At 39.2% G+C, this 22,124-nt stretch carries 17 protein-coding genes; 10 read left to right on the forward strand and 7 right to left on the reverse strand.

The annotated features are described in order from the left end of the window. Positions 1 to 5: 5 nt before the first annotated feature. From AC2TDL_RS14260 to AC2TDL_RS14295, 8 genes are all read left to right on the forward strand, one after another. Positions 6 to 1,685, forward strand: a complete 1,680-nt coding sequence (locus tag AC2TDL_RS14260) for a glycoside hydrolase family 13 protein (protein ID WP_484696753.1) — start codon at positions 6 to 8, stop codon at positions 1,683 to 1,685. Between the two features lie 184 nt (positions 1,686 to 1,869). Next, the gene (locus tag AC2TDL_RS14265) at positions 1,870 to 3,183 is read left to right on the forward strand and encodes an extracellular solute-binding protein (protein WP_484696754.1); all 1,314 of its coding nucleotides are present in this window, start codon (positions 1,870 to 1,872) and stop codon (positions 3,181 to 3,183) included. A 127-nt stretch (positions 3,184 to 3,310) separates the two neighbouring features. Next, complete coding sequence (locus AC2TDL_RS14270; protein WP_484696755.1) at positions 3,311 to 4,270, forward strand: carbohydrate ABC transporter permease; 960 nt, start codon at positions 3,311 to 3,313, stop codon at positions 4,268 to 4,270. 12 nt (positions 4,271 to 4,282) lie between these two features. Then, entirely contained in the window at positions 4,283 to 5,116 is an 834-nt protein-coding gene (locus AC2TDL_RS14275) for a carbohydrate ABC transporter permease (RefSeq protein ID WP_484696756.1), read from the forward strand. A 36-nt stretch (positions 5,117 to 5,152) separates the two neighbouring features. Beyond that, positions 5,153 to 6,943 carry a glycoside hydrolase family 66 protein gene (locus AC2TDL_RS14280; protein WP_484696757.1) on the forward strand — a complete coding sequence of 597 codons (1,791 nt, stop codon included), beginning with the start codon at positions 5,153 to 5,155 and terminating at the stop codon, positions 6,941 to 6,943. Between the two features lie 133 nt (positions 6,944 to 7,076). Then, the gene (locus tag AC2TDL_RS14285; protein ID WP_484696758.1) at positions 7,077 to 8,879 is read left to right on the forward strand and encodes a cache domain-containing sensor histidine kinase; all 1,803 of its coding nucleotides are present in this window, start codon (positions 7,077 to 7,079) and stop codon (positions 8,877 to 8,879) included. A 1-nt stretch (position 8,880) separates the two neighbouring features. Continuing rightward, on the forward strand, positions 8,881 to 10,455 hold the full coding sequence (locus AC2TDL_RS14290; RefSeq protein ID WP_484696759.1) for a response regulator transcription factor: 1,575 nt from the start codon (positions 8,881 to 8,883) through the stop codon (positions 10,453 to 10,455). 5 nt (positions 10,456 to 10,460) lie between these two features. Continuing rightward, positions 10,461 to 11,768, forward strand: a complete 1,308-nt coding sequence (locus AC2TDL_RS14295; RefSeq protein ID WP_484696760.1) for an extracellular solute-binding protein — start codon at positions 10,461 to 10,463, stop codon at positions 11,766 to 11,768. A gap of 133 nt (positions 11,769 to 11,901) precedes the next feature. Here the strand turns inward: AC2TDL_RS14295 and AC2TDL_RS14300 are convergent, their stop codons facing one another. Further along, positions 11,902 to 12,798: a LysR family transcriptional regulator gene (locus AC2TDL_RS14300; RefSeq protein WP_484696761.1), complete on the reverse strand. Its 897-nt coding sequence runs from the start codon at positions 12,796 to 12,798 to the stop codon at positions 11,902 to 11,904. A gap of 145 nt (positions 12,799 to 12,943) precedes the next feature. Between AC2TDL_RS14300 and zwf the strand changes: the two genes are divergently transcribed. After that, positions 12,944 to 14,470 (forward strand): glucose-6-phosphate dehydrogenase, encoded by a 1,527-nt coding sequence (zwf, locus tag AC2TDL_RS14305; protein WP_484696762.1) that lies wholly within the window; start codon positions 12,944 to 12,946, stop codon positions 14,468 to 14,470. Further along, positions 14,451 to 16,442 carry a transketolase gene (tkt, locus tag AC2TDL_RS14310; protein WP_484696763.1) on the forward strand — a complete coding sequence of 664 codons (1,992 nt, stop codon included), beginning with the start codon at positions 14,451 to 14,453 and terminating at the stop codon, positions 16,440 to 16,442. The genes zwf and tkt overlap by 20 nt, the downstream gene beginning before the upstream one ends. A 191-nt stretch (positions 16,443 to 16,633) precedes the next feature. Here tkt and AC2TDL_RS14315 read toward each other — a convergent pair whose 3' ends face one another. The 6 genes from AC2TDL_RS14315 to urtA form a co-directional block, all read right to left on the reverse strand. Next, a complete protein-coding gene (locus AC2TDL_RS14315) occupies positions 16,634 to 16,810 on the reverse strand; it encodes a hypothetical protein (RefSeq protein WP_484696764.1) in 177 nt (58 codons plus the stop codon). Between the two features lie 248 nt (positions 16,811 to 17,058). Then, entirely contained in the window at positions 17,059 to 17,754 is a 696-nt protein-coding gene (gene urtE / locus AC2TDL_RS14320) for an urea ABC transporter ATP-binding subunit UrtE (RefSeq protein ID WP_484696765.1), read from the reverse strand. After that, positions 17,741 to 18,508 carry an urea ABC transporter ATP-binding protein UrtD gene (gene urtD / locus AC2TDL_RS14325; RefSeq protein ID WP_484696766.1) on the reverse strand — a complete coding sequence of 256 codons (768 nt, stop codon included), beginning with the start codon at positions 18,506 to 18,508 and terminating at the stop codon, positions 17,741 to 17,743. The genes urtE and urtD overlap by 14 nt, the downstream gene beginning before the upstream one ends. A 51-nt stretch (positions 18,509 to 18,559) precedes the next feature. Continuing rightward, on the reverse strand, positions 18,560 to 19,666 hold the full coding sequence (gene urtC / locus AC2TDL_RS14330; RefSeq protein WP_484696767.1) for an urea ABC transporter permease subunit UrtC: 1,107 nt from the start codon (positions 19,664 to 19,666) through the stop codon (positions 18,560 to 18,562). Positions 19,667 to 19,678: 12 nt separating this feature from the next. Further along, positions 19,679 to 20,584: an urea ABC transporter permease subunit UrtB gene (gene urtB, locus AC2TDL_RS14335; protein WP_484696768.1), complete on the reverse strand. Its 906-nt coding sequence runs from the start codon at positions 20,582 to 20,584 to the stop codon at positions 19,679 to 19,681. Positions 20,585 to 20,739: 155 nt separating this feature from the next. After that, positions 20,740 to 22,017, reverse strand: a complete 1,278-nt coding sequence (gene urtA, locus AC2TDL_RS14340; protein WP_484696769.1) for an urea ABC transporter substrate-binding protein — start codon at positions 22,015 to 22,017, stop codon at positions 20,740 to 20,742. Between the last annotated feature and the right edge of the window lie 107 nt (positions 22,018 to 22,124).

Here is a 22,124-nt window from a genome sequence, read left to right on the forward strand (position 1 = left end):
ATAATATGAAAAAGGCATTTTGGAAGGAAGCTGTAGTTTATCAAATATATCCTCGAAGCTTTATGGATTCTAATGGGGATGGAATCGGTGACTTGCAAGGCATTATCTCGAAGCTCGATTATTTGAAGCAATTAGGAGTCGATGTTATATGGCTTAGTCCTGTTTATAAATCACCTAATGATGATAACGGCTATGATATTAGTGATTATCGAGATATTATGGACGAGTTTGGCACGATGGAAGATTGGGAGCAACTTTTAGCAGCTATCCATGAACGTGGTATGAAGCTGTTGATGGACCTTGTTGTTAATCATTGCTCAGATGAACATAAATGGTTCGTTGAAGCACGCTCATCAAAATCAAATCAATATCGTGATTTCTTTATTTGGCGACCTGGCAGTGCAGACAGAAAAGAGCCGAATAACTGGGTTTCGTTTTTCGGAGGATCAGCATGGCAATTCGATGAGCAAACAGGTGAATACTATCTTCATTTATTCTCGAAAAAGCAGCCTGACTTGAATTGGGAAAACCCAGTTTTGCGTAATGAAGTATATGACATGATGAATTTTTGGCTTGAAAAAGGTGTAGATGGTTTCCGCATGGATGTAATTAACTGTATATCCAAGCATCCTGAACTGCCAAGTGTAGGTAACGAGCGTTATGCATGGGGAGGAGAGTATTTTTTAAATGGTCCTCGTATTCATGAATATTTGCAAGAAATGAACGAGAAGGTTCTAGCAAACAGAGAAATTATGACCGTTGGCGAAATGCCAGGTGTAACGGTAGAGCAAGCTATGCTTTATACGGATGAGCGTAGAAATGAGTTGAATATGGTTTTTCAATTTGAGCATATGGATGTAGATTCCGGCTCAGGAGGTAAATGGGATATTAAGCCATGGACGCTAAAAGATTTACGTAATGTTTTGCATAAATGGCAGGTTGGACTTAGCGAAGTTGGCTGGAACAGTTTGTATCTAAACAATCACGATCAGCCACGCATGGTATCACGTTTTGGGGATGATGGGCAATACCGTCTGGAATCAGCAAAAATGTTAGCGACGTTACTGCATACGCTAAAGGGTACACCATTCATTTATCAGGGCGAAGAATTAGGTATGACTAATGTACGCTTTGAATCGATAAATGATTATCGTGATATTGAAACATTAAATATGTACCGTGAATATTACTTAGAGCAAGGAAAGTCAGAGGATGAAGTAATGGCAGCGATATATGCCAAAGGTAGAGACAATGCTCGTACTCCAATGCAATGGAGTACTGCTCCAAATGCAGGCTTTACGACCGGTACACCGTGGATTGGAATTAATCCAAATTATGCTGAGATTAATGCCGAACAAGCAGTCGCTGATCCGAACTCTATCTTTAATTATTATCGCAAACTAATCTCCTTGCGTAAAAAACATGACATTATAGTTTATGGCAGCTATAAACTGCTGTTAGAAGATCATGACAGCCTATATTGCTATATACGTGAGCTAAATAATGAGAAGTGGATTATTATACTTAATTTCTTTGCCAACATAGAGTTATTTACGATGCCTAGCGAGATTGCAGAGCGGTCAGGAACATTAATGATTAGCAATTATAACGATGCAGAAGAATATACCGATTTAAGCAGTTTAAAGTTACGTCCATATGAAGCAAGAGTATATCGTTTACAATAAGTAGATTTAGTCAATACGATGGGGGAATATATTCACCTCATCGTATTTTTTTGCTCTATTATGCTGCACCTTGATAACTAAAGAGATGAATATTAGACACCAACAGCGTATTGCAAGCGGTTACCATTACGTGCTGATACAGGCATAATTAAACTGAAATTACTCAAAGGGGGAACTGAAGCAAATGACAGGTTTCAAAAAGAAATGTATTGCAGTACTAGCTTTAACCTTGACTGTTATGATGACTGCATGCAGTAGTAATGGTGGCAGCAATACGGTTAGTAATGGAGGAAAAAGTGCTAACCAGAGTAACGCAGGAGCTAATTCAGAAAAAGTTACAATTGAATATTGGCATACGTACAGCGATGCAGAAGAAGTTGTTCTAATAGAAAAAATTAAACCGTTGTTTGAAGCAGAGTATCCTAACATTGAACTTAAGCTTACACGGATGCCATATGAAGGTTTAAAGCAGCAAGTTATTGCTGGGGTAGCTGGAGAAGCAGCGCCAGACTTAATGCGAATGGATATTATTTGGGTTCCTGAGTTTGCAGCGCAAAATGCTTTGATGGATGTAAGTGAGCTAGAAGGATTTGAACAATTAAAATCTGACGTGTTTGAAGCTTCGTTAGCTACGAATTACTACAATGAGAAGTATTATGGGGTACCAGTTAATACGAATACAAAAGTTGCCATCTATAATAAGTCGACATTGGCAGAGGCTGGTTTGACAGAAGCTCCAAAAACGATGGATGAGCTTGTGGCTGCAGCGAGAGTACTAAAAGAAAAAGGCAAATACGGTATAGGAGTATCTGGTATTCATGCATGGGGGCTAGGTCCTTGGTTCTGGAGTTTGGGCGGTTCAATTACAAATGAAGACTATACAGAGGTCGATGGTTATTTGAATAGTGATGCAAGTGTAGAAGCACTTGAAACGATCGTTGAATGGAATAATGAAGGATTAGTACTGCCTGTAATGCTTGGAGGCGAACCTGGTACATGGGATGGCATCATCAGCGGTGAATATTTAATGTCTGATGATGGTCCTTGGTTCTACAGTACAAAAATTGCTGAGAAGGAAGCAACTGGGTTTGATCCGCTAGAGGAAACAGTCAGAGCATTAATGCCAGCAGGCGATGGAGGAAGCCGTTCAATTATTGGTGGAGAAAATCTTGTGATCTTCGCTAATTCTAAACATCCTGAAGAAGCATGGACTTTTGCAAAATGGATGCTAACAGAAGAACCGCAAAAGCTTATGGCTGAAATAGGCTTGATTCCTGCCAATAAAGCGGCAGCAGAAGCGATGAAAGAAATGGATATTCCATTTGTTGATACATTTGTAGCGCAACTTGAAACAGCATTGCCACGTACACCAATTCCGCAATGGGGAGAAGTAGAGTCTATTTTTAATCTAGCATTCGAAAAAGCAATTCGTGGTGAGCAAAGTGCTAAAGAAGCATTAGACGAAGCAGTTAGTCAAATTAGCACAATTTTGAAATAGGCTGCCACGGTATTGAAAATGGGCGTTTGATGAGACATTTGCTCTAAGAAAGCGCCCATTTTTCTCGACCTTTCATTTGAAAATTAATTAACACCGACAGATTATTCATGAATGGAGGACTAGACGAATGTCCAATTCCTTATTAACTTCAGAATTAAAATCGGTTAGACCTTCTAATAAAAATCGATTTAAAACTGGACTTAAGCAGTGGATGGCAGTATTTCCATATGTAATTATCGGATTTATTGGTGTTGCAGTATTTGTTATATATCCGATGATCCGCAATATTATGATTAGTTTCCAAGATTTCAGTATTATGCCCAATGCAGAAAACCCGTGGGTAGGTTTTGATAATTATGCGAAAGCATTTCAAGATCCTAATGATCGCTTTTTAATAGCATTGCGCAATACTTTTTTAAACGTAATTGCGACTGTGCCAGTAAACTGGTTTTTTGCAGTTTTTTTTGCTGTGCTTATTAATGCTAAGTTTGTTAAGTTTAAAATTGCTTTTCGTACGATATATTATTTGCCTATTGTAACATCATGGATTATTATCGCACTTTTGTTCAAATATTTATTTGCGGACGGAGACGGAGGATTAATTAACTTTATTCTTCATAAGCAACTCGGTATTTTGCCTGAGGCGATTTCATGGCGAAGCAACTATTGGTCGGCAATGGTGATGATTTGGCTTTTTCATATTTGGAAAACAGTTGGCTGGGGCGTTGTTATATATCTTGCAGCACTGCAAGGAATACCAAAAGATTTATACGAAGCCGCAGATATTGATGGAGCTAATGAGTATCAAAAATTTTGGAGAATTACGATTCCGTTACTAGGTCCAACTACATTATTTGTTTTAATTAATCTAATAAATGGTGCTTTTGGATTCTTCCCGCAAGTCTATTTCATTACTCAAGGCGGACCGATGAACCAAACCCATGTTATTCCTAGTTTAATTTACATTGAGGCATTCCAAAATCTTAAGTTTGGACCAGCATCAGCGATGGGTGTCATGATGGGAATACTTGTCTTTATATTAACATATACACAAATGAAAAAAATTGGCAGACAGCGAATGTTTTAAGGAGGGGAAATAATGAAAACGCCATTGCTTCAAAAAGTTGTCGTATATGCCATTATTATAGCGGGCGCTCTTTTGTTTGTTTTCCCGTTTATTTACATGATTTTAACATCTTTTTTTCTAGGTACAAATACATTGCCAAAACCTGAGCAAGTATTATCAGTAAAAGTTAATTTTTCAAACTACATCACTGTATGGAACAAAAATAACTTTGTGAACTATTTTATGAACAGCGTCATCGTGACTACTGTTGCGATGATCGGTTCGCTCTTTTTCGGTGCGCTTACTGCTTATGGTTTTGCTAGATTTACGTTTCCGGGAAAAGAGCTTGTGTTTCGAATTTTCTTATTAACCTTGTTTATCCCTGGAGTTATTAATATAATTCCTCAGTTTATTGTGATTAAAGATATGGGGTTAGTTAACACATACAGCGGATTATGGCTTATATATATTGCTGGCGGAGTTATTGGAAATGTCTTTTTCTTAAGAGGGTTTTTCGAGAGTATTCCAAAGGAACTTGAGGAATCTGTACTGATAGATGGCGGAGGAAATTGGCGAATTTTTTGGAATATATATTTACCACAGTCACTGCCTGCGCTAGGAACGTTAGCAATTTTAATCTTTCAAGGTACATGGGAAGAATATTTCCTTGCTTTAACCATTATTAAAAGTGAGGCTATGCGTACATTACCGATTGCGATTCTTATGTTTAACGACAAATATTCTACAAATTATGGTCAAGTGTTTGCTGCTTCAGTCATTGCCTTACTGCCGGTTATTTTGCTGTATATCACATTCCAGAAAAAATTTGTTCAATCTGGTTACAATGAAGGCGGCATTAAGGGGTAAGATTTTCTTTATAGATCATGCAGTGAAAAGGAGATTATGATGAATCTGCGACATAAGAAAACGATATTTACAGGTACAAGTGCATTGCTATTAACAGGTTTATTAACAAGTTGTACAAGTAAGCCTCAACCGATTGATTTAACGACTATAGCCAATTCGGATGTGTTACAGTTCGTTACGACAGATAAAAGCCGTTACAATCCAAAAGAGCAGGTTAAATTTAAATTGCTGCTTAATGAAAGTGATAAAGCAGGAGAAATTATTGTACGTTATAAGCATTTAGATGAAACGGTAGAAGAAGATATATTAGCTTGGGATGGGGAAACGTATGAGGTGACATGGGATTGGTTACCGCCAAGCGAAGATTTTCAGGGCTATTTGGCAGAGATCCTTCTGCGACAAGAAAAACAGCTTGTTGATCAACTGAATATTGCGATCGATGTATCATCCGATTGGGGAAAGTTTCCGCGTTATGGCTATTTAGCTGATTTTATGGAAATGGATGTAACTGAACAACAATCTATTATTGAAAAACTTAATCGTTATCGAATTAATGGAATTCAATTTTATGATTGGCAATGGAAGCATCATCAGCCGTTAAAGATGGATGGAGATCAGCCTGCGGAGAAATGGACTGAAATTGCTAATCGGCTTGTATCATATGACACTGTAAAAAGTTATATTGACTTGGCACATGAGAAAAATATGAACGTAATGAACTATAATCTATTATTTGGCGCGTATGAAGATGCTGAACAAGATGGAGTGAAAAAAGAATGGGGCTTATTTAAAGATCCTCTGCTAAAAAATCAAGATAAGCACCCACTCCCTGATAGCTGGGCAAGTGATATTGTGTTATACAATCCTGCAAATAACGAATGGCAACAGTTTTTATTGAATGAAGAAAAAAAGGTATTTCAATATTTACCTTTTGATGGCTGGCATGTAGATCAATTAGGTGATCGAGGAGTGCTGTACGATGGCAATTCGCAAAAAGTGAATCTTGCTGAAACATATAAACCATTTTTAGAAAGGGCAAAACAAGAGCTTGGGATTGACTTAGTCATGAACGCAGTATCACAGTACGGGCAACCGTATATTGCAAACTCTCCAGTAACATTTTTGTATACTGAGGTTTGGGATGGGCACCCACAATATCGTCATTTAAAGGAGATTGTGGACCAAAATCTAAAACTGAGCAATGGGCAGTTAAATACCGTACTTGCTGCTTATATGAATTATGATCATGCCGATTCTAAAGGAGAGTTCAATACACCAGGTGTATTGCTAACAAATGCAGTTATATTTGCTTCAGGCGGGGCGCACTTAGAGCTTGGGGAAAATATGCTGGCGAAAGAATACTTTCCTAATAAAAACTTAGCGATGACAAAAGAATTGGAGCAAGCACTTATTCATTATTATGATTTCTTAACTGCCTATCAAAATTTGCTTCGCGATAAAACGAGAGATATCGAACTGCAAGTTAGTTCAATAGAAGGAGCAAATTTAACTAAAGTGCCACAGTTAGGTGCGGTTTGGATGTTCTCTAAGCAAAGGGGAAACAGTACGATGCTGCACTTAATCAACTTTACCAATGCGAAAAGCATGAACTGGAATGATGCTGCTGCAACACAGACAGAGCCGCTTGAAATGGAAAATATCACAATTTCTATCGAGACCGAAAAAACTGTAAATAAAGTGTGGATGGCTTCTCCAGACTATTATCAAGCCTCTGCTATAGAACTGCAATTTGAGCAGAAAAATGAGGAACTGATCGTTACAGTTCCAAAGCTTAAGTATTACACGATGCTTGTGCTTGAATATTAGATGAATATTAGAAATGAAAGACGCTTATAGAAGCGTCTTTCTGCCGTTGTGTTTAGTATTTTAAATATATTGTTAATGTTACAATAAGTGATGTAGTTTTAAATAACCTAGTTAAAAAAAGGAGAGCGTTGTTATGTTGGAACGATGGAAAAAGACTAGTCGGGTATCCTTTACTGCAAAGATGATAGGTGCTTTTGTAATTGTTATCCTATTATCAACTTTATTTACCAGTTTCTCTTTTTATATCGTCTCCAACAGAACGGTAAAGCAAAATGTTAGAGAAAGCTCAATTCAAATTGCTAAGCAAGGGGCAGATTCACTTTCCTTTATTTTAAATGCCGGCAGCGATGTGGCTGATATGATTTACATTGATTTGCGTGTTCGCAACGTTCTTGAAGGAGAGCCGGAAAATAAAAATGATCTCGTAAAATGGCGTGAGAATGAAGATTACATGAGCAGCTTTCTAAACAATATTGTGTATTCGAGCTCATTTATTAATATCGTATATGTATTAAAGGACAATAAAACAGGTTGGGGAAGCGGAACATTTTCACGAATAAAGTTAGCGCGTTATTACGTTGAGCAGGAGCCGTGGGGAAAGGAAGCTGCCAAATTAAGAGGCGGACTAGTTTGGGGAGAAATTCAAGCAGATAAGCTCAGCAATGGTGGGGACAATACAGAAATGGTGCTGCCAATTGGCAGGGCAATTCATGATTTTAATAGTAATGAACTGCTTGGGTATATTCTAGTAAATCTGAATGGCAGAAAGATTATTGATAAAATTAATGAGATGAAGCTCGGAGAGACGGGCAAGTTTTTTGTTGTCAATCAAGAAGGAGTTATTATGGTAGCCTCAGATTTTGAGACTATCGGAAAACCAGTTGAAAATCCAAAGTTACTTGCAAATATTGTAGAACAGCCGGATGTTGAATTTGAATTTGAGCAACAGCAAACAGCATATTATGGTGTGAAACAGCAGCTTAGCAACGGTTGGCTCCTTGTAGGGATAGTGCCCGTCTATGAAATAACAGATAAGTTAGCAACGTTACATCGCAATATTCTTTATTCATTTGGGATATTTACGTTGCTCGGCATAGGAATCGGTCTAGTAATTGCAAATCTTGTTACAAAGCCTGTAAAAAAGCTTACTAGAGGAATGAAAAAGGCACAAAAAGGAGATTTGTCAGTGCGAATTGATGTTAATACAAGCGATGAATTCGGGTTAATGAGTCATCAATTCAATAAAATGATCTCGGATATTGATAATTTAATGAACCAGGTGAAAGAAGAGCAAAAACAGAAGCAGGAGGCTGCATTAAGAGCAGCATTGCATCGCATTAATCCGCACTTTCTTTTTAATACGCTAGGAACATTACGCTGGCTTATCAAATATGGACAAGCAGATCGAGCCTATGAAGGAATATCAGCGCTTACTCGTTTATTAGAAGCGAATATGGGAAAAAAAGGTACTTTTGTGACGATTGCTGAAGAAATAGACATTATTGAAAAATATTTAGTTATTTTAGAGCTGCGCTACAATAAGCATTTCAATCTAGTCGTACGTAAAGACCAGCTAGCTGCTGAACAGTTGATTCCAAGAATGTTAATCCAGCCGCTAGTTGAAAATTCGATATTTCATGGAATTGTACCTAAAGGAACTGATGGCACGATTGAAATAGATGTTATTAGTGATGGTAACGCGATTACGATTACTGTAGCAGATGATGGTATTGGAATATTACCTGATCGTATCGAGCTTCTTGACTCACTTGAACAAGAAATTCATGCAGGGCATACAGGCATAGGATTGATGCATGTTTATGATGGGATAAGACTTTACTATGATTTTAGTTCATCATTCACACTTGAACGGCGTCCTCAAGGCGGTACGCTTGCACGAATCGTACTGTATCCAAAAAAAGGGGGAAATAACTGACATGATGTGGCGAGCAATTATCGTCGATGATGAGCCAATCATACGATTTGGGATTAAAGCTTCAATTGATTGGCATCAAGAGGGGATTGAAATTGTGGCAGACTGTGCTAATGGCGCAGAAGCTTGGCAATTGATTCAACAGAATACGATCGATATTTTAATTACGGATATTAAGATGCCGGTAATGGATGGGCTTACCTTATCACGTCTTGCTTTAGATCATAATTCATCCATACAAGTTATCCTTGTAAGTAGTTATAACGATTTTGATTATGTTAGAGAAGGGTTGAAATTAGGAGTTGTTGATTACATTTTAAAGCATACGTTAGAGCCTGAAGAACTATTAACAATTATTCGACACTGCAAAAATCAATTAGAGCAAGAAAAAAGAGGACTAAAACAATTACCTGTTATGGATGAAAATGAATTTTTAGATCAACGTCGTCATTTTGAAAGCAAACTTAAACGGTATATTATTCAAAGTGGGGTAAAATTAGCAGATTCTGACTATCCAGCATGGCTAAAAAGCCGCTACATTGCATTTTGCATTCGTTTAAATGCAGTTTCTGCTATTGAGGAGAAACATGGATACTTGTATAGAGCGATATTGCTAGAACAGTTTGCCGATATTCTCTATCGTGAGGTCCCGCATGGACTTGTTATTCAAACAGCGGAAAATGAGCTGTTCGTTTTAATCCCTTCAACTATGGATCACAAGCTTCCTAATGGAGTGATTGAACGCGTAAAAATGCAATTGTTGGAGGAGGATGGCACATTAAGCGTCATTGTTGGCTATGCTGAAAGTGATGAGGGAATTGATGTCCGTCACATGTTCGAGTACAGCAGGAAAGCATGCAAACGTGGATTTTTTGAAGGAAGCGGGATTTATCGTTATTATGCTGAAACAATTGGTCAGCGGGATGGGGTGAATTTGCCAGAGTTAATTCAATCCGAGACTGCGCACAGTGAAAGTACTATTAACAGTCTAATTGATAAATGGTATTCTGATTGGTCAAATGGTGGATGTGAGCCGCGTGCTCTCAAAGAACAAGCTTGTCGAGTTATTTCAATGAAATTTAAGCATAATCTAGATCCTCACGCTTTAGTTGAGATGTTCGATAGATTGTTTAAGACAGAAACTTTTATTGAGCTATGTGAATCATTGAAGCAAAGTATTGCGGAGTTAAGAAAAACTCACTTGGAAAGCATGGAGATTGGATCTACACATCATCCAATTGAGCAGGCCGTTGATTATATTAATAAAAATTATTTGAATATGATTACCCTTCAGCAAGTTGCTGATGCTGTTCATGTAAGTAAAAATTATTTGTCGCTTTTATTTAAGAAAGTGACAGGACAAAACTTTATAGATTATTTGATTATGCTGCGCATTCAAAAAGCAAAAGAAATGCTAACTGAAACGAACTTAAAAGTTTATGAAGTAGCAGAAAAATCAGGCTTCAACGATGTTAAATATTTCAGCAAATTGTTTAAGAAAATGACTGGCTATAGTCCAATTGATTATCGTGATCATCACATGGATGTTAATGATGATTCCAATGAAATAGGAGGCTAGGTCGAATGCTCAAGTTGGATGATTCATCGATTATGAGATTATGCAGGCTTCTAACATGTTGTCTATTACTCATATGTGCAGGTTGTTCAAGCAGTTCAATTATCGAAGATAAGCGTAATGTTAGAAAAATTGGAGATGAAGAAGAGAAAAAGGTAGTTATATGGCATACGTATAGCGATGAGGAAACGATTATTTTTGAGAAGGAAGTTATTCCTGCATTTGAAGCAGCTTATCCTAATATTAAAATCGAATCAGTTAGACAAAATCATAATCAGGAGTATCACGCAGCATTAATTGCTCGCGCTACCGCAGGCAAGACACCTGATATTATCCGAATGGATTACACATGGATCCCCCTGTTTGTGGAACGAGATTTACTGCAATCGCTTAATCAATTTACTGAGTTTCATAATGTGACGACTGGCTTACAGGAACATATGGTAGAAAGGAATACGTTTCATGGTGAAACTTTTGGACTGCCGCTTAATATAACGACTAAAGCAGCAATATATAACTCGAAATTACTAAAAAAATCTGGTTTAAGTCAACCTCCAGAAACATTTGCTGAATTAGTAGAGCTTGCAAAAAATAATAGTTATATTATTGGAATGAGCGGAACAGAGCTATGGAATAGCTTACCGTATTTTATGGCATTAGGTGGTACAATTACGAATGACTCTTTTACACGCTCAACTGGCTTTTTTGACAGCAGGGAAAGTATCAACGCGATGAAACAACTGTTAGAACTTTATCAGCAAGGAATTATTAATCCATACTTACTAAATGGAAATATTGATTTATGGAAGGAAGTTTACAGCCAAGGGAAAGTGATTATGATTGATGATGGTCCATGGTATTACAGCATTTTGCTTAATTCGTCCAGTGTTGATGTTGATTTACTAAAAAGTACGATTCCAATGCCATTTCCAAGCGAAGCTGGTTCAATTATCGGCGGCGAAAGTCTTGTAATGACTAAACATGCGAGAAATAAGGATGAGGCATGGACATTTATGAGCTGGATGACTTCCTATCAAACTCAGTTAAATCTTTTTAAAGCGGGATTAATTCCTGCAAATGTGTCAGCATTAGAAGCAGGGAAAGCGCAAAATAATGTTACAAATCGTTATTTAAACGCTTACATTGAAGGGGTTAATCGCGCTTTTTACCGTCCTTCAATTTCCCAGTGGACAGAAATTGAAAATATCTACAATGAAACAATTCTAAACATTTTTATAAGCGGACATGAAATTGATCAAACATTAAAACATGCTGCCGAGCGTATAGATATGCTGCTTGAAGAACAAGCTATTTAGCAGGTTAAAATTTTGTATTCTCTCACTAAAACTGATCCTTTGCAATGGCTTTTCGATTTGCTTTTAAAGCAGATGCAACATAATTGGCATCTGCTTTAAACAGCGAAGGAAAGTTCATTCCTCAAGTAAAAGCTTATTTTATTTGCGGATCAAATCGTGCTACAAACCTTTGCGCTGCCGTAGACAGCGGTACATTTCGCAAATTCATAATGCCGACGCGTGATGGCGGAATCGGAACGTCCAATTTAAGCTCAAACAAAGAGCCTTCTTCTAACTCTTTAGAGACAAATTCGCGCGTCACATAAGAGATCCCTGTACCTCGACGCGCCAGCTCAATCAATAAATCAACACTTCCAACCTCAATTACTGGTTTAAGTTCAATATCGTATTTTTGAGCTAACTCGTTAATAGTCATACGAGCACGACTGTTTCGAGAAAATAAAATAATGGGATAGTTATTTGCCAGCTCTTTGAACGTAAGCTCCACACCATTTAATTCTTTATAACGCTCCCCAGCAACAAAGCAATCCTGCAATGTAATTCCTTCACGAAACTCTAGCTGAGGATCTGTAATTGGCAAACGTACGACGCCAAGATCAATTTTGCCTTCTTTCAAATAATTAATAATTTCAGGAGTCGTACCATGAATTAGTTGCAGCTTAATCGAAGGATATTCATAGTGGAATTCCTCCAAATGTGATAGCACATAGTGTTTAAACAAGGAATCACTTCCGCCTATACGCAGCTCGCCGCTTGTTAAATTTTTTAAGGCAGCCATTTTTTCTTCAGCCATCGTAATTAACACTTGCGATTGCTCGATATATGAAAATAGGACATGCCCTTCCTCCGTCAATGCGACTCCCTTCGGTGTACGATAAAACAGTTTCATCTGGAAATGATCTTCCAGCTGCTTAATCGCATAGCTGACGCTCGGCTGGGTTAAATATAGTGTTTTTGCTGCTTTTGTAAGGCTTCCCGTCTTTGCAGCCCAGTAGAAAACTTTGTAAAGCTCATAATTAGTCATAGACATGGTCTATATCTCCTGTCAAATGTATTAATTACTTGTATAGAGGTTATTAGTATTATAGTAGAACTATATGGAATTTAGCTAGTATCTAATTTTCGATATGCCAAAATTGTCGATTTATATATCGTAATTTGAAGGGAAGATGAACATGGAGGCAACAACTTTTGTATTGTTTGGAGCTACAGGAGATTTAGCTAAACGCAAAATTTATCCTGCGCTATATAATTTGTTTATTGATGGTAAGCTTCCTAAGCAATTTCGCGTAATTGGCTTAGGAAGAACACCAAATACTGATGAAAGCTTTCAAGCTAATGTAGAAAGCTCTGTAAAAACATTTTCAAGAAGACCTGCCGAGCCAGTACAACAGTTGAAAGAATTTATCTCTGCTTTTTCTTATTGCCCGCTAAATATTGATCATAAAGAGGACTATAAAAAATTGCTGCAGCTTGTTGAACATTATGAAGCAAGTATGACAGGTAAACCAAATCGCATGTTTTACCTATCTGTTGGTCCTGAGTTTTTTGCTACGATTGCAAACAACATTAAAGAAAGTGGACTTGGTGATGCAAAAGGCTGGAAACGTCTTGTCATCGAAAAGCCATTTGGTCATGACCTTGAGTCAGCAAGACAGCTTAATGCCGAGCTAAGTCAATCGTTCACTGAAGATGAGGTTTATCGTATTGACCATTATTTAGGTAAACCGATGATTCAAAAGCTGGAAATTTTGCAGCAAAGCAATCCAGTACTGCAAGCTTTATGGTCTAACCGTTATATCGCTAATGTGCAAATCACTGCAAGTGAAACTGTAGGGGTTGAGGAGCGTGCTGGTTACTACGACCATACCGGTGCAATTCGCGATATGTTCCAAAACCATATGCTGCAAATTTTGATGATGCTTACGCTTCATTTGCCTGAAAACAGTACTCCAGAGGTTGTCCGCTTTAAGAAAAAGAAAATTCTTGAAGCGTTAGAGCCATTGCATCGCGAAAATATTGCGAAGCATATTGTGCGAGCACAATATTCGGCGGGTTCAATAAACGGCAAGCCAGTTGTCGGATATTTAGATGAGCCAGGTATTCCAAAAGATTCGCAAAATGATACCTATATCGCAGCGAAATTGGAAATTGATGATCCATTCTGGCGCGGTGTACCGTTTTATATTCGTACTGGCAAACGTATGGCAGAAAAATCTACTCGCATTATTGTTGAGTTTAAAGAAGCATTGCGTAATAATAACCAAGCTTTGAATAATAGCAATCAGGTTGCAAACCTGCTTATTTTTGAAATTAGTCCGAATGAGGGCATTACATTCCAGCTTAATTCTAGAGATCCGCAAAATAAAGAGCAATTTAAACCGATTTTTATTGATTTCCATTCAAATGGAGATGAAGTTCCTGAAGCCTATGAAAGCTTAATATATGATGCTTGGAACGGCGACCCAACCTTCTTTGCTCACTGGGATGAAGTTGAGCTGTCTTGGAAATGGGTGCAGCCGATTTTAGATGCCTTCGCTGAAGGTTCAATTCCGCTTCATTATTATCCAGCTGGCTCTAATGGTCCTGCTGCAGCTGATGAACTGCTTGCACAACATGGCCATCACTGGTGGCTGGACGCTAAGCCAGAAACTATAAAACAAGAACAAGGAGAGCAACAATATGTCTACTCAAGCAATTGATCAATTATCGATTACAACGCTGCGCACATTATCTATCGATGCCATTAACGCAGCAAATTCAGGTCATCCTGGGCTTCCAATGGGAGCAGCCCCTATGGCTTACACATTATGGGCAAAGCAACTAAATCACAATCCAGGAAATGCAAAATGGTTTAACCGTGATCGCTTTATTCTTTCTGCAGGTCATGGTTCTGCTTTGCTTTATAGCTTACTTCATGTATCTGGCTACAATGTAACGATTGAAGACTTAAAACAATTCCGTCAGTTAAACAGTAAAACACCTGGTCATCCTGAGTTTGGTCATACAGACGGTGTTGACGCAACAACAGGACCGCTTGGCCAAGGTATCGGTATGGCTGTTGGTATGGCAATGGCTGAGGCGCATTTAGCAGCCGTATTTAACAAAGAGAATTTCCCTGTAGTTGATCACTACACATATGCACTGGCTGGTGATGGCTGTTTAATGGAAGGTGTTGCTTATGAGGCAATGTCCATGGCAGGTCATATGAAGCTAGGTAAACTAATCGTTCTTTATGATAGCAATGATATTTCGCTTGATGGAGAGTTAAATCTTTCCTTTAGTGAGGATATTAAAAAACGTGCTGAATCTGTAAATTGGCAATATATTCGCGTTGAGGATGGCAACGACATTGCAGCAATTAATGCTGCGATTGAGCAAGCTAAAGCCAATAAAGAACAACCATCGCTAATTGAAGTTCGCACAATTATTGGCTACGGCAGCCCGAAAGTGCAAGGTACTAACAAAGCGCACGGGGCTCCGCTTGGCAAAGAAGAAGCCATCGCAACTAAAGCTCAATATGGCTGGGAATATGATGACTTTACTGTACCAGCAGAAGTAAAAGCTCATTTCGAAGAGCTTAAAAAACAAGGTGCAGCTAAGGAGCAAGCGTGGAATGAATTAGTTAGTGCATATAAAGCGCAACATCCAGAGCTTGCTGCTAAGTTTGAACAAGCGGTTGCTGGTAAAGTAGAGCTTAGCGCAGCTGATGTGTTAACATTCGATACTTCAAAGGCAATTTCTACCCGTGTTGCTAGCGGTCAAGCAATTAATCATTTTATTAAATCTGTACCTGCGATTTTTGGCGGCAGTGCCGACCTTTCCGGTTCTACAATGACTGATATTAATGGTGAGCCTAAATTTGCAATCGATACTTATGCTGGCCGTAACGTATACTTTGGGGTACGTGAGCATGCAATGGGTGCAGCAGGAAACGGTATGGCATTGCATGGCGGAGTTAAACCATTTGTAAGTACATTCTTCGTATTTAGCGATTATTTGCGTCCAGCGATTCGTCTTGCTGCATTGCAAAAATTACCGCTAATTTACGTATTTACACATGATTCAATTGCCGTTGGTGAGGATGGTCCAACGCATGAGCCAATCGAGCAGCTTGCAGCTCTTCGTACAATTCCAGGTCTAACTGTTATTCGTCCAAGTGATGCAAATGAAACGGCAAGCGCATGGGCATATGCGTTAAATCATAATGAAGGACCTGTGGCGCTAGTACTAAGCCGTCAAAACTTGCCAGTGCTAGAAGAAACAAAAGGCAACTTAGCAAATGTGGCGAAAGGCGGATACGTGCTTACAGAAACTAACGATTCACCAGAGCTTATTTTAATTGCAACCGGCTCTGAAGTTTCTCTAGCTGTTCAAGCGAAAGCAAAACTAGAGGAAGCAGGACGTTCTGTTCGTGTTGTTGCAATGCCTTCACGTGAGCTATTCAAAAAACAGGATGAAGCTTATCAACAAGCTGTATTACCTGCTAATGTAGAGGCGCGTGTTGTAATTGAAGCAGGGATTTCACTTGGTTGGGATTCCTTTGCAGGAGTTAACGGAAAAGTGATTTCTATTGAAACGTATGGTGCTTCTGGTCCTGGATCACAAGTTCAAGAATACTTTGGCTTCTCAGTTGACAATGTTGTCGCAACAGCAGAACAATTGTTGAAATAATAATTTAATAATTGTAAACAAATAAGTTTGTAACGCTGTATTTAGATAAACTCTAGTACGTCGTCTCCTCAGTTAATGAGGCAGACGACGTTTTTATTTAAACAGACAACAAGCACAGAATCTTAGCATAAAAAATAAGCATATCTCTTACCAGCACTTATTGCTATAGAAGAGATATGCTTATTTCGCTTTTAATAGTTTTTTTGCTCCATATCATCCCAATGATAAGCACCAGTAGGATTGTTCAACACCCATTCCAGTATTTCTGCTTGTGCCCTGATGATGCTGCTACGTTGTTCATCTTGAGTGTTGCTAAGTAATTGGTTTAACTCATACAGCTTACGTTTAATTTGATCCTCTGTTCTCATCTTTGCACTCCTTACAGTTTGATTACGTACCTGTTATAACATATGGAAAAGGGGAATGCAAAGTCATCCAGCTCTTTGCTTTGCCGACAAGAAGGGAAACAGCTTCAAAGGATAACAATCCAACTCCAGCGGAGGAGCAAAGCCTCCTGTTAACGAAGTGTGTCGCTTTTAAAGCCAGTTGCCACCATAAAGTAAGTGACAGCAACTGGCTTTAAACCGCGACAAAAAGGAGGCTTTGTCCCGGAGCTTTATACAACAAGATGCTGACGAACGACAGAATCATCAAACGTATCAATGGAGCCTTCTGCAACAACTGCGCCTTTTTCAATAATGTAGTAATAGTCTGCTACGCTTTTCACAAAATCAATACTTTGCTCTACAAGTAAAATTGCAGTATCAGCTTGCTGTTTAATGCCGCGAATGACTTCTTGAATATCATAGACGATGGAAGGTTGAATCCCTTCAGTAGGTTCATCAAGTAGAAGAAGCTTAGGTTTTGAGGCAAGCGCTCTGGCAAATGCTAGTTGTTGCTGTTGTCCGCCGCTTAAATCGCCGCCTTTACGTTGATACATTGAAGGAAGGACAGGAAATTTATCAATGGCAGAAGCGGGAACACCAGCTTTACGATTTTTGCTAGCCTCTAAGCCAAGCAGCAAATTTTCTTGAACAGTTAGTTGGGCAAAAATTTGTCTGCCTTGTGGGACATAACCAATTCCTAATTTTGCTCGTTCATAGGGGGGCAGTTTTGTAATATCCCGATCCTCATAGACAATGCTTCCTTTTTTTGCTTTAATTGAGCCCATAATCGTTTTCGTAAGTGTTGTTTTTCCTACACCATTACGTCCCATCAAGCAAACGACTTGCCCAGGCTCTACCTTAATTGAAATATCTCGCAAAATGATACTTTCGCCGTAGCCTGCTTCTACATTTTTAACTGACAGCACGGGCATCCCTCCCATGGCCTAAATATACTTCGGATACAACTTCATCTGCTTGAATTTCTTGCATTGAACCTTCTTTAAGCAGTTTGCCTTCATGCATAACAGTAACCTTGGTCGCAAAGCTGCGAACGAAATCCATATCATGCTCAACAACGACAACGGTACGTTCCTTAATAATTTCTTGCAGCAGTTCACCTGTTTTTTCGGTTTCTGTATCGGTCATTCCGGCAACTGGCTCATCAAGCAAAAGGAGAGTTGGCTCCTGCATAAGCATCATGCCAATTTCCAGCCATTGCTTTTCGCCATGAGATAAGCTGCCTGCTAACACATCCCTACGATGACTTAATCCGATCATATCAAGCTGACGAGTAATTCGGATATGATCCTCACGTGAGAGGGAGGCACGTAACGTAGCCCATACGCTGCGGCTTTGACTCATTGCCAGCTCTAAATTTTCATAGACGGTTAAGCCAACGAAAATTGATGGTGCTTGGAACTTACGACCAATGCCTAGCTCAGCAATTTCATACTCCTTTTTACGGCTAATATCATACTGCTCTTTAAAGCGCAAGGTTCCAGATGAGGCTTTAACTTTACCGCAAATTACGTCGAGCATCGTTGTTTTTCCTGCTCCGTTAGGTCCTATAAGGAAGCGCAGCTCACCAGGCATTAGCTGAAGATTCATCCCATTCACAGCTTTGAAGCCGTCAAACGTAACCGTCACATTTTCACAAGATAAAATTGGTGAAGATTTCATTATAAAAACCTCCTTAAATATTAAACAAAGTGATTAACGTAAGCTGCTTTCTTACGAAGCGACTTTTTTTGTTTTATTTGCTTTTATCGTTGCAAAATTTCGCAGGCGTGATTGAATTTTCATACTAAAGTCTTGATAAAGACCGACTAGCCCTCTAGGCATAAATACAACAACGATGACGAATAATGCACCAAGTAAAAACAGCCAAGAATCTGGATAGCTTTCACTAAGTCCGCTCTTTGCTGCATTAACAGCAATTGCTCCAATGACTGCACCGATTAACGTACCACGTCCGCCAAGTGCTACCCAGAGCACAATTTCAATCGATGGAACAATTCCCATTGTCGTTGGCGAGATGATCCCAACATGCAGTACAAACAGCATTCCTGCTAAGCCAGCGATTGCTGCAGATAAACAAAATACGAATAACTGATAGCTGGAAGGATTATAACCAATAAAACGAGCGCGATTTTCTGCGTCTCGTACGGCACGCAGCACGCGGCCAGAACGGCTGTTTACTAAACGATGACAAAGGAAATAAACGGCAACAAGCATGATGACAGTTATTAAATAAAGGACAATTTTTGTGGATTGCTCTTTTAAGGAATAACCAAAGATCGTTGAGAAACCAGTTATTCCGTTTGTTCCGCCAGTATATTGCTGCTGTCCGACAAATAGCGTCGTCATAATAATGACAAGAGCTTGCGTTAATATCGTAAAATAGACACCGCGTATTCGATTGCGAAAGGTGAAAAAGCCTAGCAGCAAAGCTAGTGCTGCTGGCAATATAATCCCAGCAGGTAAGGCCAACCACGCGTGTGCAAAGGGCTTCCAAAACCAAGGTATTTCATTCAAGCCGCTCCAGCTCATAAAGTCAGGGAGCTTGCCGCCCGTAGCTTCCAGCTTCAAAAACATTCCCATACAATATGCGCCAAGCCCGAAAAATACACCGTGACCAAGACTTAATATTCCTGTGTAACCCCATATAAGATCGAGGCCAATTGCGACAATAGCGAAAGCAAGAAATTTTGCTAATAAGCTTAAGCGAAAATCTGACATAAAGGTTGGTGCTAATAATAAAAACATTACAATAACGGAATAAACGGAGGTTAGTATTAATTTCTTTTGTAAGGATGTTTTCTCTATTATGTGCTTCATTTGAATCCCTCCTTAATCTAGTGCCCGTGTTTTCATTGTAACTAGACCTTTAGGCTTCCATTGCAGGAAGGCGATAATAGCGATAAATACAAGTACTTTACCGATTGATGCGTTAGTCCAATATTCAAAGAATGTACCTGTAATGCCAATCCCAAGCGCTCCAAATACAGAGCCGATTAGCTTACCAACACCGCCAAGCACAACGACCATAAAGGCATCAACAATATAATAGGTGCCGAGTGAAGGTCCGATCGATCCAAGTAACGTAATTGCACAGCCAGCAATACCTGCAATTCCTGATCCGATAGCAAAGGTGATAGAATCAACACGGCGAGTGGAAATGCCAAGACAAGCCGCCATTTCACGATTTTGCATAACGGCGCGCATTCTGCGGCCAGCATTACTGCGATAAATGAATAAATACATAGCGAGCAGGACGACGGCAACAAGAGCGATAATAAATAACCGTTTATATGGAAGAATAACTCCATCCATTACCTCTAAGCCGCCATTTAACCATTCAGGAGCTTGCACTGCCACATTGGGAGCGCCGAAAATGGTGCGCGCTAGCTGCTGTAGTACTAAACCGACTCCCCAAGTTGCAAGCAAACTGTCCAGTGGTCTGCCGTATAGAAAGCGGATTAGACTAATTTCTAAAATAAAGCCAAAAATGAAAGCTATTGCAAACGAAACGAGAATAGATAATAGAAAGTAGTAACCAAAGTATTGTGCAGGGAGATTAGCAGAAAAAAATAATTGAGTAACATACGTTGCATATGCACCAATCATAATAAACTCGCCATGAGCCATATTAATGACATTCATTAAGCCAAAGGTAATGGCAAGACCAAGCGCAATTAATAATAAGATTGAGCTTACACTTATTCCATTAAAAAGCTGCAGGAGCTGAACATCCATACGTAAAAACTCCTTTCCATGTTTAGCCATAGCCTAAAGGTGGAAGCCTGTGCAGTAGCTACACCGCACAGGCTATTGTCCTGTATAGATAGGTCAATATGCGTGAGTATTATGTGATTGTAAGACCTAAGTTTCGACAAGCCATTATCTAGCCATTATTCTGATTCTGCTAGACCGCTTGCCCAGTCGTAACCTTTCAAATATGGATCTGGTTTAACTGGCTCCTCCGTGCTGTACAATGTTTTAAACATACCGTCACTTTGCACTTCACCAATTAATACCTTCTTATAAATGTGCTGAGTTTCACCATCAATAGTGACCTTACCCTCAGGCGCATTAAATTCTATGCCAGCTGCTGCCTCACGAACTTTATCAACATCGGTTGTTCCAGCTTTCTCTACAGCTGCTGCCCATAGGTAAACGGCAATATATCCAGCCTCGATTGGGTCGGCGGTTACACGATTATCGCCATAAGCAGCTTTATAGCCTGCGACGAATTTTTCATTTTCTGGAGTTTCTGTAGTTTGGAAATAGTTCCAAGCTGCTAAATGTCCTTCCAACACATCCGTACCAATACCGCGAATTTCTTCCTCAGCGACACTTACAGAAAGAGTCGTTAAGTCAGCGGCAGTAATACCAGCATCTTTAAGCTGCTTAAAGAATGCTACGTTGCTATCGCCATTCAGCGTATTAAAGACAACATCTGGTTTTGCTTCTTTAATTTTGCTAATAACAGTACTGTAATCAGTATGACCTAGCGGTGTATATTCTTCAGCAACAGTTTCACCGCCTAATGCTTCAAGCTGTGCTTTAATGATTTTGTTGGCTGTACGCGGGAAAACATAGTCAGAGCCAAGCAAGAAGAATTTTTTACCGCGATTTTCTAGTAGCCATTCTACTGCTGGAACGATTTGTTGATTTGTTGTTGCTCCTGTGTAGAAAATGTTAGGGGATGACTCTAAACCTTCGTATTGCACTGGATACCAAAGCAAACCGTTAAGCTCTTCGAAAACAGGAAGCATTGCTTTGCGGCTTGCAGAAGTCCATCCGCCAAATACAGTAGCTACTTTATCTTGCTGCAGTAGCTTTCTCGCTTTTTCGGCAAAGGTTGGCCAGTCAGAGGCGCCATCTTCAAGAACAACTTCAATTTGCTTTCCTAGTACCCCGCCTGCTGCATTAATTTCTTCGATTGCAAGCAACTCAGCATCTTTTACAGAGACTTCACTTATAGCCATCGTACCGCTTAATGAATGCAAAATACCGACTTTTATCGTGTCCCCATCATCAGTTGGTGTTGCAGTAGGTGAACTACCGCCGCTTTCTGCAGTAGGTGATGCACTTGGCGTTGAGTTTCCTCCCTTTCCACAGCCTGCTACAACAAGACTGAATGCAAGCATTAATAATATTGCGCTGCTCCAAAATTTTTTCATCATTTTCCCCCACTCCCTTTTTATAACACTATATAAAAAATGTGAACATTTTTCATCTTTTGGAATAAAATGTTCGTGTTTCAAATTATAAGAATGGACAATTATTGTGT

It is taken from the genome of Paenibacillus sp. plas6 (assembly GCF_057221655.1).

Excerpts from the sequence above, each read along its gene's own strand:
- AC2TDL_RS14260 (WP_484696753.1), top strand. The coding sequence starts at position 6 with ATGAAAAAGGCATTTTGGAAGGAAGCTGTAGTTTATCAAATATATCCT.
- AC2TDL_RS14300 (WP_484696761.1), bottom strand. The coding sequence starts at position 12,798 with ATGTCTATGACTAATTATGAGCTTTACAAAGTTTTCTACTGGGCTGCA.
- urtD (WP_484696766.1), bottom strand. The coding sequence starts at position 18,508 with ATGAAATCTTCACCAATTTTATCTTGTGAAAATGTGACGGTTACGTTT.
- urtC (WP_484696767.1), bottom strand. The coding sequence starts at position 19,666 with ATGAAGCACATAATAGAGAAAACATCCTTACAAAAGAAATTAATACTA.
- AC2TDL_RS14285 (WP_484696758.1), top strand. The coding sequence starts at position 7,077 with ATGTTGGAACGATGGAAAAAGACTAGTCGGGTATCCTTTACTGCAAAG.
- urtA (WP_484696769.1), bottom strand. The coding sequence starts at position 22,017 with ATGATGAAAAAATTTTGGAGCAGCGCAATATTATTAATGCTTGCATTC.
- AC2TDL_RS14280 (WP_484696757.1), top strand. The coding sequence starts at position 5,153 with ATGATGAATCTGCGACATAAGAAAACGATATTTACAGGTACAAGTGCA.
- urtB (WP_484696768.1), bottom strand. The coding sequence starts at position 20,584 with ATGGATGTTCAGCTCCTGCAGCTTTTTAATGGAATAAGTGTAAGCTCA.
- AC2TDL_RS14315 (WP_484696764.1), bottom strand. The coding sequence starts at position 16,810 with ATGAGAACAGAGGATCAAATTAAACGTAAGCTGTATGAGTTAAACCAA.
- AC2TDL_RS14265 (WP_484696754.1), top strand. The coding sequence starts at position 1,870 with ATGACAGGTTTCAAAAAGAAATGTATTGCAGTACTAGCTTTAACCTTG.
- tkt (WP_484696763.1), top strand. The coding sequence starts at position 14,451 with ATGTCTACTCAAGCAATTGATCAATTATCGATTACAACGCTGCGCACA.
- AC2TDL_RS14270 (WP_484696755.1), top strand. The coding sequence starts at position 3,311 with ATGTCCAATTCCTTATTAACTTCAGAATTAAAATCGGTTAGACCTTCT.
- AC2TDL_RS14290 (WP_484696759.1), top strand. The coding sequence starts at position 8,881 with ATGATGTGGCGAGCAATTATCGTCGATGATGAGCCAATCATACGATTT.
- AC2TDL_RS14275 (WP_484696756.1), top strand. The coding sequence starts at position 4,283 with ATGAAAACGCCATTGCTTCAAAAAGTTGTCGTATATGCCATTATTATA.
- zwf (WP_484696762.1), top strand. The coding sequence starts at position 12,944 with ATGGAGGCAACAACTTTTGTATTGTTTGGAGCTACAGGAGATTTAGCT.
- AC2TDL_RS14295 (WP_484696760.1), top strand. The coding sequence starts at position 10,461 with ATGCTCAAGTTGGATGATTCATCGATTATGAGATTATGCAGGCTTCTA.